Annotated in this window: 18 protein-coding genes; 9 read left to right on the plus strand and 9 right to left on the minus strand. The window is 60.1% G+C overall.

What is annotated here, in order from left to right:
• Position 1: 1 nt before the first annotated feature.
• Together minD and minE are read left to right on the plus strand one after the other, a co-directional pair.
• Positions 2-817, plus strand: a complete 816-nt coding sequence (gene minD / locus PH605_RS07345; protein ID WP_003506498.1) for a septum site-determining protein MinD — start codon at positions 2-4, stop codon at positions 815-817.
• On the plus strand, positions 814-1,074 hold the full coding sequence (gene minE / locus PH605_RS07350) for a cell division topological specificity factor MinE (protein ID WP_020809474.1): 261 nt from the start codon (positions 814-816) through the stop codon (positions 1,072-1,074). Before minD ends, minE begins: the two co-directional genes overlap by 4 nt.
• Before the next feature lie 42 nt (positions 1,075-1,116).
• Here minE and PH605_RS07355 read toward each other — a convergent pair whose 3' ends face one another.
• The 3 genes from PH605_RS07355 to PH605_RS07365 form a co-directional block, all read right to left on the minus strand.
• Positions 1,117-2,019 (minus strand): amino acid ABC transporter substrate-binding protein, encoded by a 903-nt coding sequence (locus PH605_RS07355; protein WP_080857234.1) that lies wholly within the window; start codon positions 2,017-2,019, stop codon positions 1,117-1,119.
• Between the two features lie 71 nt (positions 2,020-2,090).
• Positions 2,091-2,984 (minus strand): amino acid ABC transporter substrate-binding protein, encoded by an 894-nt coding sequence (locus tag PH605_RS07360; RefSeq protein WP_065655521.1) that lies wholly within the window; start codon positions 2,982-2,984, stop codon positions 2,091-2,093.
• 30 nt (positions 2,985-3,014) lie between these two features.
• Positions 3,015-5,333, minus strand: coding sequence for an EAL domain-containing protein (locus tag PH605_RS07365; protein WP_142844591.1), 2,319 nt, complete (start codon positions 5,331-5,333; stop codon positions 3,015-3,017).
• Positions 5,334-5,679: 346 nt separating this feature from the next.
• Between PH605_RS07365 and PH605_RS07370 the strand changes: the two genes are divergently transcribed.
• Positions 5,680-7,038, plus strand: coding sequence for an amidase (locus PH605_RS07370; RefSeq protein WP_142844590.1), 1,359 nt, complete (start codon positions 5,680-5,682; stop codon positions 7,036-7,038).
• Positions 7,039-7,211: 173 nt separating this feature from the next.
• Here the strand turns inward: PH605_RS07370 and PH605_RS07375 are convergent, their stop codons facing one another.
• The 3 genes from PH605_RS07375 to PH605_RS07385 are packed head-to-tail and all read right to left on the minus strand — an operon-like array spanning position 7,212 to position 10,223.
• Positions 7,212-7,853: a ThuA domain-containing protein gene (locus PH605_RS07375; RefSeq protein WP_003523774.1), complete on the minus strand. Its 642-nt coding sequence runs from the start codon at positions 7,851-7,853 to the stop codon at positions 7,212-7,214.
• Positions 7,854-7,870: 17 nt separating this feature from the next.
• A complete protein-coding gene (locus PH605_RS07380; RefSeq protein WP_142844589.1) occupies positions 7,871-8,971 on the minus strand; it encodes a Gfo/Idh/MocA family protein in 1,101 nt (366 codons plus the stop codon).
• Positions 8,972-9,023: 52 nt separating this feature from the next.
• Positions 9,024-10,223 (minus strand): ROK family transcriptional regulator, encoded by a 1,200-nt coding sequence (locus tag PH605_RS07385; RefSeq protein WP_065655517.1) that lies wholly within the window; start codon positions 10,221-10,223, stop codon positions 9,024-9,026.
• A gap of 195 nt (positions 10,224-10,418) precedes the next feature.
• Here PH605_RS07385 and PH605_RS07390 point away from each other — a divergent pair, with 195 nt between their 5' ends.
• The 6 genes from PH605_RS07390 to PH605_RS07415 all read left to right on the plus strand — a co-directional run bounded on the left by PH605_RS07390 (position 10,419) and on the right by PH605_RS07415 (position 17,064).
• A complete protein-coding gene (locus tag PH605_RS07390; protein ID WP_142844588.1) occupies positions 10,419-11,720 on the plus strand; it encodes an ABC transporter substrate-binding protein in 1,302 nt (433 codons plus the stop codon).
• 67 nt (positions 11,721-11,787) lie between these two features.
• Positions 11,788-12,726, plus strand: a complete 939-nt coding sequence (locus PH605_RS07395; RefSeq protein WP_078052711.1) for a carbohydrate ABC transporter permease — start codon at positions 11,788-11,790, stop codon at positions 12,724-12,726.
• Positions 12,719-13,567, plus strand: coding sequence for a carbohydrate ABC transporter permease (locus tag PH605_RS07400; protein WP_078052712.1), 849 nt, complete (start codon positions 12,719-12,721; stop codon positions 13,565-13,567). The genes PH605_RS07395 and PH605_RS07400 overlap by 8 nt, the downstream gene beginning before the upstream one ends.
• A gap of 17 nt (positions 13,568-13,584) precedes the next feature.
• On the plus strand, positions 13,585-14,658 hold the full coding sequence (locus PH605_RS07405) for an ABC transporter ATP-binding protein (protein ID WP_137004640.1): 1,074 nt from the start codon (positions 13,585-13,587) through the stop codon (positions 14,656-14,658).
• A gap of 144 nt (positions 14,659-14,802) precedes the next feature.
• Positions 14,803-15,855 (plus strand): sugar phosphate isomerase/epimerase family protein, encoded by a 1,053-nt coding sequence (locus PH605_RS07410; protein ID WP_142844587.1) that lies wholly within the window; start codon positions 14,803-14,805, stop codon positions 15,853-15,855.
• A gap of 21 nt (positions 15,856-15,876) precedes the next feature.
• Positions 15,877-17,064 carry a Gfo/Idh/MocA family protein gene (locus PH605_RS07415; protein ID WP_065655512.1) on the plus strand — a complete coding sequence of 396 codons (1,188 nt, stop codon included), beginning with the start codon at positions 15,877-15,879 and terminating at the stop codon, positions 17,062-17,064.
• A 72-nt stretch (positions 17,065-17,136) separates the two neighbouring features.
• On the opposite strand, the gene PH605_RS07420 is transcribed toward PH605_RS07415, so the two are convergent.
• The 3 genes from PH605_RS07420 to PH605_RS07430 all read right to left on the minus strand — a co-directional run bounded on the left by PH605_RS07420 (position 17,137) and on the right by PH605_RS07430 (position 19,148).
• A complete protein-coding gene (locus PH605_RS07420) occupies positions 17,137-17,385 on the minus strand; it encodes a hypothetical protein (RefSeq protein WP_142844586.1) in 249 nt (82 codons plus the stop codon).
• A gap of 118 nt (positions 17,386-17,503) precedes the next feature.
• Entirely contained in the window at positions 17,504-18,790 is a 1,287-nt protein-coding gene (locus PH605_RS07425; RefSeq protein WP_142844585.1) for a glycerate kinase type-2 family protein, read from the minus strand.
• 4 nt (positions 18,791-18,794) lie between these two features.
• Positions 18,795-19,148 (minus strand): DUF1304 domain-containing protein, encoded by a 354-nt coding sequence (locus PH605_RS07430; RefSeq protein WP_078052716.1) that lies wholly within the window; start codon positions 19,146-19,148, stop codon positions 18,795-18,797.
• Positions 19,149-19,179: the final 31 nt, after the last annotated feature.

The following is a 19,179-nucleotide window of genomic DNA, read 5'->3' on the forward strand; positions in this document are numbered from 1 at the left end:
TATGGGGAAGGTAGTCGTTGTAACTTCCGGCAAGGGCGGGGTGGGAAAGACCACCTCGACCGCAGCGCTTGGCGCCGCACTGGCGCAGAACAAGGAGAAGGTCGTGGTCGTCGATTTCGATGTCGGCCTGCGCAACCTCGATCTCGTCATGGGTGCTGAACGCCGCGTGGTTTACGATCTCGTCAACGTCATCCAGGGCGATGCCAAGCTGACGCAGGCGCTGATCCGCGACAAGCGCCTCGAGACGCTGTTCCTGCTGCCTGCCTCGCAGACGCGCGACAAGGACAATCTGACGCCGGAAGGTGTCGAATGGGTCATCAACGAGCTGAAGAAGCACTTCGACTGGGTGATCTGCGACAGCCCCGCAGGCATCGAACGCGGCGCGACGCTGGCCATGCGCCATGCGGATGTGGCCGTTGTCGTCACCAATCCGGAAGTCTCCTCGGTGCGCGACAGCGACCGCATCATCGGTCTGCTGGATTCCAAGACGCTGAAGGCGGAGCGCGGTGAGCGCATGGAGAAGCATCTGCTTCTGACGCGTTACGACGCTTCCCGCGCCGAGCGTGGCGACATGCTGAAGGTCGACGACGTTCTGGAAATCCTTTCCATTCCGCTGCTCGGCATCATTCCCGAAAGCACGGATGTGCTGCGGGCCTCGAACGTCGGTGCGCCTGTTACGCTGGCCGATGCCCGCTGCGCGCCGGCCATGGCTTATTTCGACGCCGCCCGCCGCCTGTCCGGTGAGGATATTCCGGTGGTCATTCCGGGCGAGAAGCGTGGCATCTTCTCCAAAATCTTCGCAAGGAGGGCTGCATGAGCATCTTCAGTCTTTTCCGCAAACAGAAGTCGGCACCGCTTGCGCGCGAACGCCTGCAGGTGCTGCTCGCCCACGAAAGGGCATCCTCGGGCTCAGATCTGGTCGCCATCCTCAGGGAAGAAATTCTCGGCGTCATCGCCAAACATGTGCAGATCGACAATGATCGCGTGCATGTGAAGATGGATCGCGACGAGCATGTCTCCATCTTGGAGATCGATGTCGAGATTCCTCTGGGTGCCGATCTGCGCGCCGCGTAAGATACGTCTTGAAAAAACGCCGCCCGCCACCGGGCGGCGTTTTTATTCCGCTGTCGTATCGACGGGTTTTCGAAATGCCTCCGCCAGATCGCCGGGCAGCGGGCGCTTCAGGTTGATTCCGTTTGGCGGGATCGGCGCGTTGAACCATTTGTCGTAGATTTTATCGATTTCGCCGCTCTCATAGATTTGGCCGAGTGCCTCGTTGACGGCGTCGCGGAAGCCGGTATCGCCGTGGCGGAGCATCAGGCCATAGGGCTGCGGCGGGGCAAGATATTCGTCGGAGATGACATAGTCTTCCGGCTTGCCGGTCTCGGCAACGAATGATCGCAGAAGTATGTCGTCCATGACGAAGGCCGAGGCACGGTTTTCCGTCACCATGTCGAAACTGCCCTCGGTGCTGTCATTTTGCAGAACAGCGACGTTCAGCCCCAGTTTGCGATTGAGCACGTTCAGTTGGGTTATGTTGATGGTTCCCGTCGTGACCACCACCGTTCGCCCGGCGAGATCGGCGACGGTGTTGAGGCCGCTCGATTTCAGCGCCACATAACGGGTGCCGGTGATGAAGTGGCTGTAGGAGAACCACACGGCCTTGCGCCGCTCTTCCGTATTCGTGCTCGCCACGCATTCCATGTCCATCGTGCCGTCATTGAGAAGCATGATGCGGTTGCTGGGCGTGCGCTTGACGAACTCGACCTTCAGTTCCGGCAAGCCGAGCTTTTTCTTGATGGAATCCGCCACTCTCAGGCATAGCTCGATGCTGTAGCCAATAGGCTCCGGGCCGGTGCCGAGATAGGAAAAGGGAATATTGCGATCGGCGTAACCGAGCTTGATGGTGCCGGTTCTGGCAATGGTTTCAAGTGTCGGCGGTTGGGCATCCTCGCTCACCGCCTGGGCGGGAAGAAGACTTGAAAAAACGAGCATAAGCCATAGTGTCGATCTCTGCATCGCGCATCTCCAGCCAAATAATCTGTCAAAACATTCTCATGAAAATCGATACGGGTGGACGGCTTGCGCTCTCAGTCCTGGTATTCGCTCGGATGTTCGTATGCCTGTTTCAGAGAGGCGGCCATCGGCAGGTTCAGGTTCATGCCGTTTGGGGGAATGGGCTTGGTGAACCACTTTTCATAAAGGCCATGAATGACTGGCCCGGTGAAAATATGACGAAGGCTTTCATTGACTGCCGCCTTGAAACCGGGGTCGTTGCGCCGGAAAACCAGGCCATAGGGTTCGGGCGCGCTAAGCGTTTCCTCAGAAAGCGCATAGAGGTCCGGATTCTCTGATGTCGCCGCCAGCGCCGCGAGCAATATGCCATCCATGACAAAGGCGGAGGCCTTGCCGGAGACCACGAGTTCGAAGGCTTCCTCATTGGTTTTCGTCGGCATCACCGAGATATTGAGGTTCTTTGCCCGGTTCACGGCATTGAGCTGCTCGATATTGACCGTGCCGGAGGCGGATGTGACGGACCGCCCGGCTAGATCGGCAAGGCTTTTCAGATTGTCCTGCTTGCGGGAGAGAAACTGCGTCGCGGTCATGAAGTTGGGATAGGAGAAATCCACGATCTTGCGGCGTTCGCTATTGTTGGTCGTGGCCGCGCATTCAATGTCGATCTGGCCGCCGCGGACAAGGATGAAACGGGTCGCGGGCGTCGCCTTGACGTATTCGAGTTCGATCCTGTCGAGCTTCAGCTTCCTGCGAATATCTTCGCTGATCGCCCGACAAAGATCGGTCGAGAAACCGGTGACCTCCCCATTCGGCAATTGATAGGAAAAGGGCGGTTCGGCTTCGCGATAGCCGATGCGGATCTTTGCGGTTTTGGCGATCTGCTGAAGCGTATTGCCTTCGCCGGCAGCCTGGAGAGGCGTGATGGGAGCAAGGCATGTGAGGAAAAGGCAAAATACTGAAAGACGCATTTTATGTCCTCTGGGCCGGCGGCCTGTTTCTCAAATGGCTTTTTGTGGCGGGCAATAGGTTTCCTGTGTCGGTCGACCCATATCGCCGAATTCATCCTTCGCAATCGGCGCGATGACGGCGCGGTTCTTGAGAATGCGGGCAAGCGGCGCGGGCTCGGCAAAATAATAACCCTGCGCTTCGTCGCAGCCGGAAAGCTTGAGCGCTTCGACCTGCTCCCTGTTTTCAACGCCCTCGGCGGTGACCTTCAGGCCGATCTGTTCTGCCATGTCGATGACGGTGTTGACGATGGCGGAACACATGGGATTGGACGGCAGGCCGGAGACGAATTCCCGGTCGATCTTGATCTTGTCGAAGGCGACATGGGTGAGCGTGCTGAGGCCCGCATAACCGGTGCCGAAGTCGTCAAGCGCGAGGCGAACGCCCCTTTCCTTCAGCAGTTTCAGGGCTCGGGCGCTGTTGTCGCGCTCCAGCATGACCGTTTCCGTCACTTCCAGTTCAAGCCGTTCCGCCGGGAAGCCGGATGTTTCAAGCGCCCGGTCCACTATCGGTACGATGTCGTCATTGCTGAGCTGAACGGCGGATAGATTGACGGCGAGCCTGATATCCTTCGGCCATGTCATCGCATCCCTGCAGGCCTGCGCCAGAACCCACTCGCCCAACGGCTTGATGAAGTTGTTTTCTTCGGCAAGCGCGATGAAGCGGTCCGGTGCGATGAGGCCAAGCTTGCTGTGTCGCCAGCGGGCCAGCGCTTCATAAGCGACGATGCGACCGCTCTGCAGATTGACAACCGGCTGATAGTGCAGCTCGAACTCCTGGTTTTCGAGCGCGGATTTCATGTCTATTTCCAGCGCATGCTTGTGCTGCGCCGCCATGTCCATGCCTGGCTCATAAAAGACGAAATAGCCGCAGCCCATGGATTTCGCCCGGTAAAGGCCGAGATCGGCATGTTGCAGAAGCTGCGTTGCGGATGTGCCGTGGCCCGGCGCGCAGGCGATGCCGATGCTGGTATCGATGCTGATATCGCTGCCTTCGAGACCGAAACTGCGCGAGACGGCATGGACCACCCGCGCGGCCAGCATCGCCGCATCGCTCTCGCAGTCGCCATTTGCCGATTGTATGATCGCGAATTCGTCGCCGCCGAGACGGCTTACCATGTCGTTTTCACCCAGCACGGCGGAAATCCGTGAGGCCACCGCCACCAGCAGGGAATCGCCGGCGGCGTGTCCGAGTGTGTCATTGACGGCCTTGAAGCGGTCCAGATCGAGCAGCATGACATTGAACGGCTGGCCTGACGCGGCAAGCTGTTCGAGACGGTTTTCCAGTGTCTTCATCAGTAGCACGCGGTTTGGAAGTCCGGTCAGCGCATCGTGATGGGCCATATGTTCCAGCTGCTGCGCCATATCGCGAATCTGCCGCAGGCGTCCGCGTTCCAGAACCGCCTCACGCAACGTCTCGATGGCGGTGGCCATGTCGCCGATCTCGTCCCGCCGCTCCTGAAACGGCGTGGCGACATCCGTTTCCTCGCGGGCGATCCGAAGCGTCGCCTGCACCAGCGCCGGGACCGGTTTCAGGAAATGCCGGGCGATGACGGTCACAAGCACGCCGGTGACGGTCAAGACCACGATCAGCGCGGCGAGCGAATTATAGATGAGCTTGCGCTGCGCGCCATAAAGCGCGTCCGAGCCGCCGATGCTGACGGCGACCGCGCCGATGGGTTTCTTCGTTTCCGTGCTGATGATCGGCAGCAGGCCGATATAATGGCTGGATTCGCCGATGGTCGCAAAACCAGTGGAAAAACGCGCGGCGACCGCATCCCGGGAAAAGATGGGATCGGTGGCGAGCGGCTTTTCATCGTCATCGGTGGCGTTGTCGAAAGCCGCCGCGATCTGCCGGAAGCCGGAATCTGCCTCGTCATAACGGAAAAGCCAGACGGCATTCTTGGTCTGTGCGCCGATAAGCGCGAGAACATCGCTGGGGTTGAAGCCGGTGACGAGAATGGATTCATCGTCGCCGATGGGTTTGTCGGTCAATATGCCGTTGACCTGCCCGTCGGCATCGGCGGTGACGCTGACATAAGTGTAGATGCTGCGAAGCGTGGCGCTGGCGATCTGCGAATTAACGCGGGCCTGGTTGAGCCATTGCTCGCTGGCGGCGGCGACGAACATATACCAGCCGACAAGCGCACCGATGCTGTAGGAAAAGATCACGCCGCCGAGGAATATCAGGGTTATCTTGCTGGCGAGCGAACGCCGCCGCGAAAACCGGCCTGTTTCCGGCTGCGTTGGCGAGCGAAGCGTGTGGCCCGGTTCAACCTGTCTATCTGTCCCGCGATAGGCAGTCTCTTCCATTCGCGATAGTCCCCCGCGATGTCGCGTTATAATTGTTTTATGGAATTTTATAGGGCATGCATTTCAATGCTGTCTGCTAAATAATTCAACAAAGTTTAGATGCGATTAAGAATTAATCCGTCTTTTTATAGTCGTAGCTTATATAAGAGATGGTGTTCCTGCACCTCAGGTTGAAAAAATCGGAGGTTGGAAATGAATCGGCCAGGATAAACTCCAAAATTCTGCGATCGCTGCCATGTTTCCCGATCCGGCATGCCGGTGATCGATAGCGCGGCGGCGATTGGCCTTGCCAACTGGCCGATAAACGGCATGTTGTGCGCAACATGCCGCTTTCAGGGAAGATATCATGGCTCATAAAGGCAAAAACATCGCGCAGCTTTCCGTTCTCCTCCAGAGCGGCCATCTCGATCCGCGTGCCCTGGTGGAAGAGACGCTGGATGCGATCGGCGGCGGGGACGATCAGGCGATTTTTGTCGAGTTGACGGCGGCGCGGGCGATGTCGGAGGCGGAAGCCGCGGCGAAACGCATTGGTGAGGGCCGTTCCTGTGGTGTGCTCGATGGTATTCCGGTGGCCTGGAAGGACCTGTTTGACCTTGAAGGCATGGCGACCACGGCCGGATCGACGGTGCTTGCCAACGATAAGCCTGCGTCGCGCGACGCGGATGTGGTGACGGCGCTGAAACAGGCGGGCATGATCTGCATCGGCCGCACCAATATGAGCGAGTTCGCGTTTTCCGGTCTCGGCATCAATCCGCACTACGGTACGCCCCGCAATCCTGCTTCTACGGATGGTCACCGTCTGCCGGGCGGCTCTTCGTCGGGTGCGGGCGTCGCCGTGGCTGCCGGTCTGGTGCCGGTGGCGATCGGCACAGATACCGGCGGATCGGTGCGTATTCCCGCCGCCTTCAACGGCGTGGTGGGTTACAAGGCAAGTCGTGGCCGTTATTCGATGCGCGGGGTTTATCCCTTGGCGAAAAGCCTCGATTCACTTGGACCGCTCACGCACACCGTACAGGATGCCGTCTGGGTGGATGCCGCCATGCGCGGCAATGCGGCTGCCGATCTCACGCGCGCACCCCTTTCCGGCCTGTCTCTGGTGGTGCCGGAAACTGTCTTTTTCGATGGCATCGAGGATGGCGTCGCAGCCGCTTTCGAGCAGGCGGTGGAACGTCTCGTCCGCGCCGGCGCTTCGGTGCGGCGGCAGGCATTCCCGATTTTTTCGGAACTGTTCGATCTTATCAGGGAAAAGGGTGCGCTGGTGACGGCAGAGGCCTTCGCCCTGCACAAGACCCGGCTGGAAGGTGCCGACGCCGCCCGCATGGACCCGCGCGTGGTGGCCAGAGCAGGGCTCGGCGCGAATATTTCCCTGCCGGACTATATCGCCATCATCGACGCGCGCGAACGCTTGACGGCGGCGTTTTCCGGCATGATTGGCAGGCAAGAGCTGCTGGTATCGCCGACATTGCCGCATGTCGCGGCCAAGGTCGCGCCGCTTCTCGAGAGTGACGATGCCTTTTTCGCCATGAATGCGAAGACGCTGCGTAACACCCAGATCGGCAATTTTTTCGATCTCTGCGGTGTTTCGATCCCCTGCGGAACGGGCGATGCGGGCATGCCGGTCGGCCTGCTGCTTTCCGGCCTGCACGGCACGGACGATCATGTGCTCAGCGCGGCGATGGCGGCGGAAGAGATTATTCGCGGCTGAGGAGAGGGCGGTTCACACAGCCATTCTCCGTCACCCCGGATTTGATCCGGGGTCCAGCGCGATCAAGTCCTTGATCGCGAAAGACTCCTGACGCCGCGCAGACGCGCGGCTGCTGGATGCCGGATCAAGTCCGGCATGACGGAGAGAGTACTTGGCCGCCTCCTCCCATAGCCTCACCGCGCCGCCCAGTTGGCGCCACGGCGGAACATGGTTTTCATCTGCGGTACGGAGAACTCCTTGGCCTGATGGCCAAGCGCCGAATAGAAGACCCGGCCCTTGCCGTATTTGCGTTTCCAGACAACCGGCATCACCACGCCGTCGATCCACCAGGCATGGTCGCCTGTAAACTTTGTCGTCGCGAGAACCTCGTTTGAGGGGTCGACATGCATATAATATTGCTCCGACGTATAGGGGAAATCGGAAATCCCCTCCATCAGCGGATCGTCGGGGCGAGTGATGTTGACGTGGTAGTCGATGATATTGCCGGGATGGGCAACCCATTGGCCGCCGATCATGAACTGATATTCGACGCATTCGCGGAAACTGTCGCCCGCACCGCCATGAAAACCGGCAATGCCGACGCCGTTTTCCACGGCGGCCGTCAGGTTCTTGATCTCTTCCTTTTCGATCTTCGACATGGTGACGATGGGCACCACGAGGCTCAGATCATGCACCGAAGGATCGGCGAAGGCCTCGGTTGAGTGCTCCACATAGACCTTGAAACCGTCCTCCTCCAGCATGTCCTTGACGATGGTGGCGCATTCCTGCGGCTCGTGGCCGCTCCAGCCGCCCCAGACGATGAGTGCTTCGCGCATTTATTTCCTCCTCCGAATTATTTGCCGAGCTGGCCGTTGACCAGCGATGTTTCAAGCGGAGCAGGGCGCTCCGCCTTGGTGGTGATGGAAATGGCGGTGCCGGTGTCCGATGCGGTCTGGAAGGCTTCCATCACCTCCAGCACATGCAGGGCAAGATCACCATTGGCGCGATGCGGGCGGTTTTCGCGGATGGCATGGGCCATATCGGCGACGCCGATGGAGCGGTAGTTGCCGTCCGCATAGGGGGACGACAGCGCCTGCGGCTCGAACTGGCCGCCCTTTTTCAGCAATTGCACCTCGCCGCCGAAATGGTTTGGATCGGGGACGATCAACGTGCCTTCGGTGCCATAGAGTTCCAGCGGCACATGTTTGTGGCCCGCCACATCGAAGCTCATGCCCACCTGCACCACGGCGCCGTTCTCAAAAGCCAGCACGCCGGACACATGTGTGGCGACGTGGACGGGGATTTTTTCACCGTTCTTCGGCTCGCTGGTAATGAGGCGCTCGTTGCGTGGCGCGATGGCAAAGCCCGCCACTTTGGCGACCGGGCCGAACAGGTTGACGAGATCGGTGATGTAATAGGGCCCCATATCCAGCATCGGCCCGCCGCCGACCTCGTAATAAAAGGCCGGGTTGGGGTGCCAGCGCTCGTGGCCGGGGCACATGAAGGTGGCCGTTCCACCGACCGGCTGGCCGAGCACGCCCTCATCGATCAGCCGGCGTGCGGTCTGGTGCCCGCCGCCGAGGAAAGTATCCGGGGCCGAGCCGATGCGAAGGCCCTTTGCCTTTGCCGCATCCGCAAGCCGCTTGCCCTCGGCGAAATTGATACCGAGCGGTTTTTCGGAATAGGCATGTTTGCCCGCGTCCAGCGCGCGCAGGCCAACTTCCACATGCGCTTTGGGAATGGTCAGGTTGACGATGATCTCCACGGAAGGATCTGAGAGAAGCGCGTCGATGCTTTTTGCCTGGAGGCCGAATTCATCGGCGCGGGCCCTTGCGGCCTCCTCGTTCATATCCGCAAGACCGCGAATGTCGAGAATGGGAAACGACGCCATGGCCTTGAGATAGGCACTGGAGATGTTGCCGCAGCCGATGATGCCGATACCGACCCTGTTCATGTGATTTCCTCCCGTAAATCAGAAATGCCGAAGCCCGTGCTCAACCCGTGGGTTAAAGCGCCGGTCCCGTGGTGTTCCATGGCGATTCGTAAAGTTCGTAAAGCGCAACGGCCGCAGCCCCCTGCGCCCATAATTCGTCGCTCGCAATGTCGAAAACGAGCTCGGCGACGCCGGCCAGCGAAGGCGGCACGGCGGCGTTGTAGCTGTCACGAATACTGGCGATGAAGGGTTCTCCGAGCTCGAGGCTGGAGCCGGTGATGATGACCCGTGGCGGCGCAAACAGCGTGACGATATTGGCAAGCGTCAGGCCGAGCGCTGCGCCGGCGCGCAAAGCGGCCGCGATGAGGTCGTGGTCTTCCGCCGCAATCAATGCATGGGCATGCTGCATGCCGCGGCCGAGCCGGATCGCCTCGGCAAAGCGCCCATCCGCCGGGCGGGAGCCCAGAATGGCGTTTTCGCCCGCCTGGCTCGCCAGCCGCACCGTGCCCTCATTGGCAAGGCCGATTACGAGGTCGCCGAGATTGTGGCTGAGCCCGCCGGCACCGCGAAACAGCTGGTTCTGGTGCAGCACGCCAAGCCCGAGCGTCTGTTCGAGCGAAATCAGCACCATGTCTTCCAGATCGCGCGCATGGCCGAACCAGTGATGGGCGAGCGTGATGGCGTGGGCGTCGCTTTCGATAATGGTCGGCGAATTCAGCCGCGCGGTCATTTCCTCGGCGAAATTGACGTTCACTTCGCGTAAAATCGGGCTGCTGCGAATTTTCCCGGTGCGATGCTCGATGACGCCGGGCAGGCCCAGGCAGACCATGTCCACATCTTCCAGCGAAAGACCGGCATCGACGACGCAGCGCCGCACCCCGTCCTCCACAAGATCGGCGATGACGCCGATGGGCTGACGGTCGACACGGATCGGTAGTGCAAGCGTTGAAAGCACGTTGCCGCAGAAATCAGTAACGACGAAGACCATGCGGCTTGCGGCGATCTTGGCGCCCACCACGCGGGCGGCATCCGGGTTCAGTTCCAGCATCACGCGCGGCCTGCCGCGTGCGCCTTCGGTGCGGATATCGCCGATATGACGGGTGAGGATAAGCCCGTCATCGAGCAGCGAGGCGGTGATCGCCGAGACGGTGGTGGTGGAAAGCTCAGTTCTTTCGCTGATTTCCACCCGCGAGATCGGCCCATGGCGGCGGATGCTGTCCAGCACGCTCAGCCTGTTGATCGCGCGCATTAATTCTGGGTCTGCGGTCTTCATGGGGTCCTGCTGCGATCGGCTTCGATCTAAAACGAATTTATATCGGATTGCGGATTAAATAACGTCTGCCGGGAGGGGTGTGTCAAGCCATCAGGGTAAAAAATCAGCAACCCGCCTTGACATTGGGCAGGGTGTGGGGTGAATTAATCCGCATTGGGGAATAAATGGTGAGGAACCCCAGGGAGGATCACGAACATGACCTATTGGCACGCAGGCGCAAGCCTGAGCGGCAGGCGGATTGCCTTTGCCGCAACGACAAGCATAGCCCTGATGCTCGGCGCGGCCAGCGCCTCGGCGGCGACCGTCGTTAAATGGATGCATGTGGAATTGGACCCAAAATCCGTGGCTGTCTGGGAGGAGATCGCCAGGGAATACGAGGCCAAGCACCCCGATGTCGATATTCAGCTGCAGTTCCTCGAAAACGAGGCTTTCAAGGCGAAATTGCCGACGCTGCTGCAATCCAACGACGTGCCGGATTTCTTTTATAGCTGGGGTGGCGGCGTCCTTGAGGAACAGTCCAAGACCGGTGCGCTGAAGGATCTGACCGAGGTTTTCGACGCCAATGGCGGCAAGCTGCGGCAGGCCTATAATGCATCCGCAATCGACGGCCTGTCTTTCGACGGTAAGGTCTGGGCCGTGCCTTACCGTGTCAGCCTCGTCAGCTTCTTTTACAACAAGGAGCTGTTTGCCAAGGCCGGCGTGAAGGCCGAGGACATCAAGACCTGGGACGATTTCAGCGCCACGGTCAAGAAGATCAAGGAAGCGGGCATCGTCCCGATTGCCGGTGGCGGCGGTGAAAAATGGCCGATCCATTTCTACTGGAGCTATCTCGTCATGCGCAATGGCGGGCAGGCCGTGTTCGATGCCGCCCGCAAGGGCGAAGGCGAAGGTTTCATGGATCCGACGATCATCAAGGCGGGTGAACAGCTGGCCGAGTTCGGCAAGCTCGAACCCTTCCAGCCCGGTTATCTCGGCTCCACCTGGCCACAGGCGCTCGGTGTCTTCGGCGACGGCAAGGCGGCGATTATTCTCGGTTTCGACAATACGGAAGCCAACCAGCGCAAGAATGCCGGTGACGGCAAGGGGCTGGCCGCAGACAATATCGGCCGCTTCGCCTTCCCGGTGGTCGAGGGCGGCAAGGGCAAGGCCACAGATACGCTGGGCGGACTGAACGGCTGGGCTGTCACGAAAAACGCGTCCAAGGAAGCGATCGATTTCGCCACCTTCCTTACCAGCAAGGAAAGCGAAGAGAAAATGGCGACCGCCGGTATGATCCTGCCGGTTGCCACAGGGGCTGCCGGTGCGGTGAAGAACCCGCTGCTGGCGGATTCCGCCAAGCAGCTGGCTGCTTCCACCTGGCACCAGAACTTCTTCGACCAGACGCTCGGCGCTGCCGTCGGTCGTGTCGTCAACGATATCTCGGTTGAGATCGTTTCCGGCCAGATGACTGCCGAAGAGGGTGCCCAGCAGATTCAAGACGCATTCGAACTGCGCTGATCTGGTTTTCATGGCGGCGCCGCGAATGTGCGGCGCTGCTTATCTGCCTCCACGAAAGCGGATAGAAATGACGGATATTTCCATGACTTCTGCGTCCATACCGGCGCGCGGCGCGGCGAAGACAAAGCGCAAGCAAAGCTCGGTCGCGCATGACCGGGCGCTGACCCTTCTGGTCTTCCTGCCGCCCGCACTGCTGCTCTTTACCCTGTTCGTCATCCTGCCCATGGGCGAGGCGGCGTGGTACAGTCTTTACCGCTGGAACGGCTACGGCACGCCGACCGATTTTGTCGGCTTGAAGAATTTCCAGGTGCTTTTCGGCAATGCCGCATTCTCGCAGGCCCTGATCAATAACGGCCTCATCATCCTCATTTCGATCCTGATCCAGATTCCGCTGGCCATCTGGCTCGCCATGATGCTGGCGCACCGCATTCCCGGCGTCGTCGCCTTCCGCCTGGTGTTCTTTCTGCCTTACGTTCTCGCTGACGTCGCGGCGGGTCTGATCTGGCGTTTCGTTTATGATGGCGATTATGGCCTGTTTGCCGCCATTTCCAATTTCTTCGGTTTCGCCAATCCCTATGTGCTGGCCGATAAGGATGTGGCGATCTATGCCGTGCTCGGCGTCATCGTCTGGAAATATTTCGGCTTTCACATGATGCTGTTCATCGCCGGCCTCCAATCCGTCGACAAGAATGTGCTGGAAGCCGCCGAAATCGATGGCGCTTCCGGCTGGCAGAAATTCCGATACGTCACCTTGCCGATGCTCGGCTCCACCGTTCGCCTGTCCGTCTTCTTTGCGGTCATCGGCTCGCTGCAGCTCTTCGACATGATCATGCCGCTCACCGGCGGCGGGCCGTCCAACTCCACGCAGACCATGGTCACCTTCCTCTACACCTACGGCGTCATGCGCATGCAGGTGGGGCTCGGCAGCGCGGTCGGCGTCGTTCTCTTCGTCATCTGCGTGACACTCGCCTTCGGTTACAAAAGGATTTTCATGCGCCATGACTGACACATCCACCTCCGTCCGCATGCCGCTGCAAACCAAGCTCTACCTTTATATTTCGCTGAGCCTGATCGCGGCCATCGTGCTCATCCCGTTGCTCACCACCGCGCTTGGCGGCTTCAAGACGCTGGGAGACCTGCGTGTGAACCCGTTCGGCATCCCGGCCGAATGGCAATGGGCCAATTATGGCGATATTCTCTTCGGAAAACGCTACTGGCTGCAAATCTTCAATTCGCTGGTCATCGCGCTGTTGACGGTGTTCCTGACGCTGACCGTCTCGGCCATGGCCGCCTTCACCTTCGCGCATGTGAAGTTCTTCGGCTCATCTTTTCTGCTGAATTATTTCCTGCTGGGACTGATGTTCCCGGCGGCCACCGCCATCCTGCCGTTGTTTATCCGCATCCGCGATCTCGGCCTGCTCGACACCTATTGGGGGGTGGTGCTGCCGCAGGTGGCCTTCGGGCTTGGCATGAGCATTCTCCTGTTCCGCAATTATTTCCGCAATCTGCCGGAGGAGCTGTTTCAGGCCGCCTTCGTGGATGGGTGCGGTTATCTGCGCTTCTTCTGGCACATTTCCGTGCCGCTCTCGCGGCCGATCGTGGCGACCGTCGGCATCGTTTCCTTCGTTGGCAGCTGGAACAGCTATATCCTGCCGCTCATCATGCTGAACTCGGAATCGAAATATCCCTGGCCACTCGGCATCATGGTCTATCGCGGCGAATTCGGTACGGAATGGCAGCTCGTTCTCGCCTTCATCACGCTGACGATCCTGCCGACCGTCATCGTCTTCTTCCTCGCACAGAAACACATCATCGCGGGCCTGACGGCCGGTGCCGTCAAATCGTGACTTGAAAGGAGCAAAACATGGCTTCCGTCGAACTTAGGGATATCCGCAAGTCCTACGCCGCGCTCGATGTCATTCACGGCATCTCGCTCGATATTACGGATGGCGAATTCATCGCGCTGGTCGGGCCTTCGGGCTGCGGCAAGTCCACGCTTTTACGCATGATCGCCGGGCTGGAGGAAATCACCGATGGGGATATCCTCATCGGCGACAAGGTGGTCAATGGCATGACCCCGCGTGAGCGCAACATCGCCATGGTGTTCCAGTCCTATGCGCTTTATCCGCATATGACGGTGGCCGAAAACATGGGCTTCAACCTGAAGCTCGCCGGCCAGCCGAAAAACGTCATCGAGGAGCGCGTGGCGGAAGCCGCTCGCATGCTCGATCTCGGCAAGCTTCTCGACCGCAAGCCCTCGCAGCTCTCCGGCGGCCAGCGCCAGCGTGTCGCCATGGGCCGCGCGGTGGTGCGCAATCCGGCCGTCTTTCTGTTCGATGAGCCGCTCTCCAACCTGGACGCCAAGCTTCGCGTGCAGATGCGCAGCGAAATCAAGGCGCTCCATCAGAAAGTCGGCACCACCTCAATCTATGTCACCCATGACCAGATCGAGGCGATGACACTGGCGGATCGGGTCGTGGTGCTCAATCACGGTCGCATCGAACAGCAGGGCACGCCGCTCGAGCTCTACAAGACGCCCGCCAATCTCTTCGTCGCCGCCTTCATCGGCTCACCGGCCATGAACCTCATCGAATGCGTGGTCGATGGCGAGGGAGACCAGCCTGCCGCCCGGCTGAAGGACGGAACCGCGATCCGCATTGCCGCCTCTCGAAAGGTGAAACGCGGCCAGCCGGTGACGATTGGCTTGAGGCCGGAACATATCGGCTCGGCCATCGGCGGTGATGTGTCGCTCTCCGGCCGGACGCTGCTGGTGGAGCCGACCGGCGCACAGACCCATGTGATCTTCGAACTGGCGGGCGATCATGTGACGGCGGTGGTGGATGGCGAGCAGCCGGTCAAGGTCAACACTCCCTTTGCTGCCACCGTGCACCATGAGCGTGTGCACGTCTTCGACAGGGCGAGCGGACTGGCGCTTTAAGCGCCTTCAGCATTTTCAACGAAATGCGGAAATTCTCTCGTCCCTCCGCTTTTGGGGCTTGTTTGAAAATCACGAGCGGTTAGCTTGGCGCTTGGGAAAAAAGCGGATTACCGCGAAACTGTATCGATGCAGGAGGAGATTTTTATGAGAACGATCAAGGGACCGGGTCTTTTTCTCGGCCAGTTTGCCGGCGATGCCGCACCTTTCAACAGCTGGGACGGCATTACCAAATGGGCGGCGGAAAAGGGCTATGCCGGCGTGCAGGTGCCGACTTGGGCCGGACAGCTGATCGATCTCAAAAAAGCGGCGGAATCGAAGGATTATTGCGACGAATTTGCCGGGGTCGCGCGCCAGAACGGTGTCGAGGTGACCGAGCTTTCCACCCATTTGCAGGGCCAGCTGGTTGCCGTTCATCCCGCTTATGACGAGGCTTTCGACGGTTTTGCAGCGCCTGAAGTGCGCGGCAATCCAAAGGCCCGCCAGCAATGGGCGGTGGAGCAGGTGAAGCTGGCGCTGAAAGCCTCGAAAAATCTCGGTATCAAGGCGCATGCGACCTTCTCCGGCGCACTTGCCTGGCCCTTCGTTTACCCGTGGCCGCAGCGCCCGGCCGGTCTGGTGGAAACAGCCTTCGACGAGCTGGCGAAACGCTGGACGCCGATCCTCGATTATGCCGATGAGCAGGGTGTGGATGTCTGCTATGAAATCCATCCCGGCGAAGACCTGCATGATGGCGTGACTTTCGAGATGTTCCTGGAGCGGGTGAGGAACCACAAGCGCGCCAACATGCTCTACGATCCGTCGCATTACATTCTGCAATGCCTCGATTATCTCGACAATATCGACATCTACAAGGACCGCATCAAGATGTTCCACGTCAAGGACGCGGAGTTCAATCCGAACGGACGGCAGGGCGTTTATGGCGGTTATCAGGGCTGGGTCAACCGCGCGGGCCGGTTCCGTTCGCTGGGCGACGGGCAGGTGGATTTCGGTGCGGTCTTCTCGAAAATGGCGGCCAATGATTTCGATGGCTGGGCCGTGGTCGAATGGGAATGCGCGCTGAAGCATCCTGAAGACGGTGCCCGGGAAGGAGCCGAATTCGTCAAGGCGCATATCATCCGCGTCACGGAAAAAGCCTTTGACGACTTCGCATCGAGCGGCACGGACGATGCGGCCAACCGCCGTATGCTTGGGCTTTGAGAGCATTTCAGGGGAGATATTATGGCTATTGAAGGAAAGACAACCGACAAGGCGAACAGGCGGATTCGCCTTGGCATGGTGGGGGGCGGTTCGGGCGCATTTATCGGCGGCGTTCACCGCATGGCCGCGCGACTCGACAATCGCTTCGATCTCGTGGCGGGGGCCCTGTCCTCGACGCCGGAAAAATCCCTAGCCTCCGGCCGTGAGCTGGGGCTCGATCCCGAGCGCTGCTACGGTTCGTTCGAGGAAATGGCCGAAAAGGAAGCGCTGCGCGAGGATGGCATCGAGGCGGTGGCGATCGTCACCCCGAACCATGTGCATTATCCGGCCGCCAAGGCGTTTCTGGAGCGCGGCATCCATGTCATCTGCGACAAGCCGCTGACCTCCAATCTGGAGGACGCCAAAAAGCTGAAGCAGGTGGCCGACAAGGCCGATGCCCTGTTTATCCTCACGCATAATTATACCGGCTATCCGATGGTGCGGCATGCGCGGGAACTGGTGGAGGCCGGTGAACTCGGCAATATCCGTCTGGTGCAGATGGAATATCCGCAGGACTGGCTGACGGAGGCAGTGGAGCAGACCGGCGCGAAACAGGCCGTCTGGCGCACCGATCCGGCGCAATCGGGAGTCGGCGGCTCCACCGGCGATATTGGCACCCATGCCTATAATCTCGGTTGCTTCATTTCCGGTCTGGAAGCGGATGAGCTGGCGGCGGATGTGCACACCTTTGTCGAAGGCCGCCGGCTGGACGACAATGCGCATGTGATGCTGCGCTTCAAGCAAAAGGGCGGCAAGCAGGCGGCCAAGGGGCTGCTCTGGTGCAGCCAGGTTGCGGTCGGCCACGAAAACGGGCTGAAGGTTCGTGTTTATGGCGACAAGGCCGGTATCGAGTGGACGCAGGCGGACCCAAACTATCTCTGGTTCACGAGGCTTGGCGAACCCAAGCAATTGATCACCCGCGGCGGCGCCGGGGCAGGGGCTGCCGCAGCGCGCGTCACCCGCATTCCGTCCGGCCACCCGGAAGGTTATCTCGAAGCCTTCGCCACCATCTATACCGAAGCGGCGCATGCCATCGAGGCCCGCCGCAGCGGCTCGGCGCTCGACAAGGCGGTGATTTACCCGACCGTGGACGACGGGGTTAAGGGTGTCGCTTTCGTCACGGCCTGCATCGAGTCCGGCAAGAAGAATGGCGGCTGGGTGAAGCTGTAAGACTAGGTTGCCGCGTATTTCTTCTCCCCGATGCCGGGGAGAAGATGCCCTTGGCGTCATCTGCCGATGGGATCAATTGACGCGGGTTGACTGCGTTTGCACCCTTTCTGTTGTGGGGCAACCGTCCTGAATCTTTGTCCATGACGAAACGTTGAGCTTCATCTCGCAGCGCGCGAGATAAGAGCCGCCATCGACCTTCAGGCAGGATGTCTGGCCGAGCTGGAACATGACGCCGCGATTTCGGCATTTGCAATTGTGGGCATCCGCCAAAGTCGGAATAAGGGCCATGACCAGGCCAAGTATGAGCACTCCAGGACGCATGGCTGAGGCTCCAAAGGATATCCCGCCAGATTACTCCTGTCGGAGGGCATAGTCAAAACGTCTTCCCTCCGCGATCCACGCGCGGGAAAGCCCGTAATCGTTGCGAACTTCTCCGCTATCACCCGATCAAAATCGCGCGGATATCATTCACATTCGTCAGCGTCGGCCCCGTCACGACAAGGTCTCCTGCTGCCCTGAAAGCGGTGTAGCTGTCGTGGCTCACGAGCGATTGGCGCGGATCGACACCGGCTTCGCGCATGCGGGCAAGCGTGTCCGGTGTCACCGCCGCACCTGCCGCATCCTCGACGCCGTCTATGCCGTCGCTATCGCCGGCAATGGCCCAGATGCCGTCCGCACCTTTGAGCGTCAGCGCGAGGCTCAGCAGGAATTCCGTGTTGCGGCCGCCCTTGCCGGCCGGTCCCTTGCCGCCAACGCCCCTGTTCAGCGTGACTGTGGTTTCGCCGCCGGAAAGCAGCACGGCCGGGCCTTTCACCGGCAGGCCCTTACGGCTGGCGGAAAGCGCGATGCCGGCCATGACAGCGCCGACATCTTTTGATTCACCCTCCAGCGAATCTCCGAGGATGAGCGGCGTAAGCCCGAGTTTCACCGCCTCATCCGCCGCCGCCTGCAGGGCGAGCGAAGGGGCGGCGATGAGCCGGATATCCTCCTTGATATCGCCCGCCTTGGGGGTTTCCTCGCCTTTTTCCAGCACCTTGCGCACGTTTTCGGGAAGATCGAGCGCATAACGGGAGACGATTTCCCGCACGCTTTCAATATCGCTCGGATCGGCAACCGTCGGGCCGGAAGCGATTTCGGAGGGATCGTCTCCCGGTACATCGGAAATCAGCAGCGAAACGACCCTGGCCGGTTTGGCAGCCAGCGCCAGCCGCCCGCCCTTGATGCGGGAGAGATGTTTGCGCACGGCGTTCATTTCGGAAATCGTCGCGCCGCTGGCCAAAAGGGCACGATTGACGGCCATCTTGTCGGCAAGGGTCATGCCTTCTGCCGGTGCCACCATCAGCGCCGAACCGCCGCCGGAAATCAGCGCGATGACCATGTCGTCGGTAGTCAAGCCTGCAACGGCTGCGAGAATGCGTTTTGCCGCTTCCGCGCTCTTATCGTCCGGCACCGGATGCGAAGCCTCGATGATCTCGATGCGCGCAGTCGGGACGGCATGACCGTAACGCGTCACCACCACACCGGAAAGATCGACATGCGGCCATGCCGCTTCGAGCGCCGCAGCCATGGCGGCCGAAGCCTTGCCGGCGCCCACCACCACGCAGCGGCCTTTGGGCGGGGAGGGAAGGTGGTGTTGCAGCACCTTTGCCGGATCGGCGCTTGCCACTGCCGCCATGAAAATCCGGTTGAGGGCGTCTTTTGCGCTGTGATCGTTCCATGCGCTCATCGGTTCATGCTCCGATCCAAAGGAAGCCGAGCGCGAACAATGCCGGCAATGCCTGAATGAACAGGATCTTCATATTGGCGGTGATGGCGCCGAAAATACCGGCCACCAGAACGCAGGTCAGGAAGAAAACCTTGAAGCTCAGCCCTTCATCGCCCTGCATCAGCCCATAGATCAGCCCCGCTGCGAGAAAACCGTTATACAGTCCCTGATTGGCGGCCAGTACTTTCGTCTGCCGGGCAAAATCCGCCGAAAGACCGAAGGCCTTGCGGCCGGCTGGTTTTTCCCACAGCAGCATTTCCAGAATGACGATGTAAATATGGATGGCCGCAACCACGGCAATCAGAATGCTGGCGATCATCGGCGGTTTCCTCCAAACCATGATGTCCGTT

Source organism: Agrobacterium sp. CFBP 3001 (assembly GCF_027871605.1).
In the GTDB taxonomy this organism is placed as follows: domain Bacteria; phylum Pseudomonadota; class Alphaproteobacteria; order Rhizobiales; family Rhizobiaceae; genus Agrobacterium; species Agrobacterium leguminum.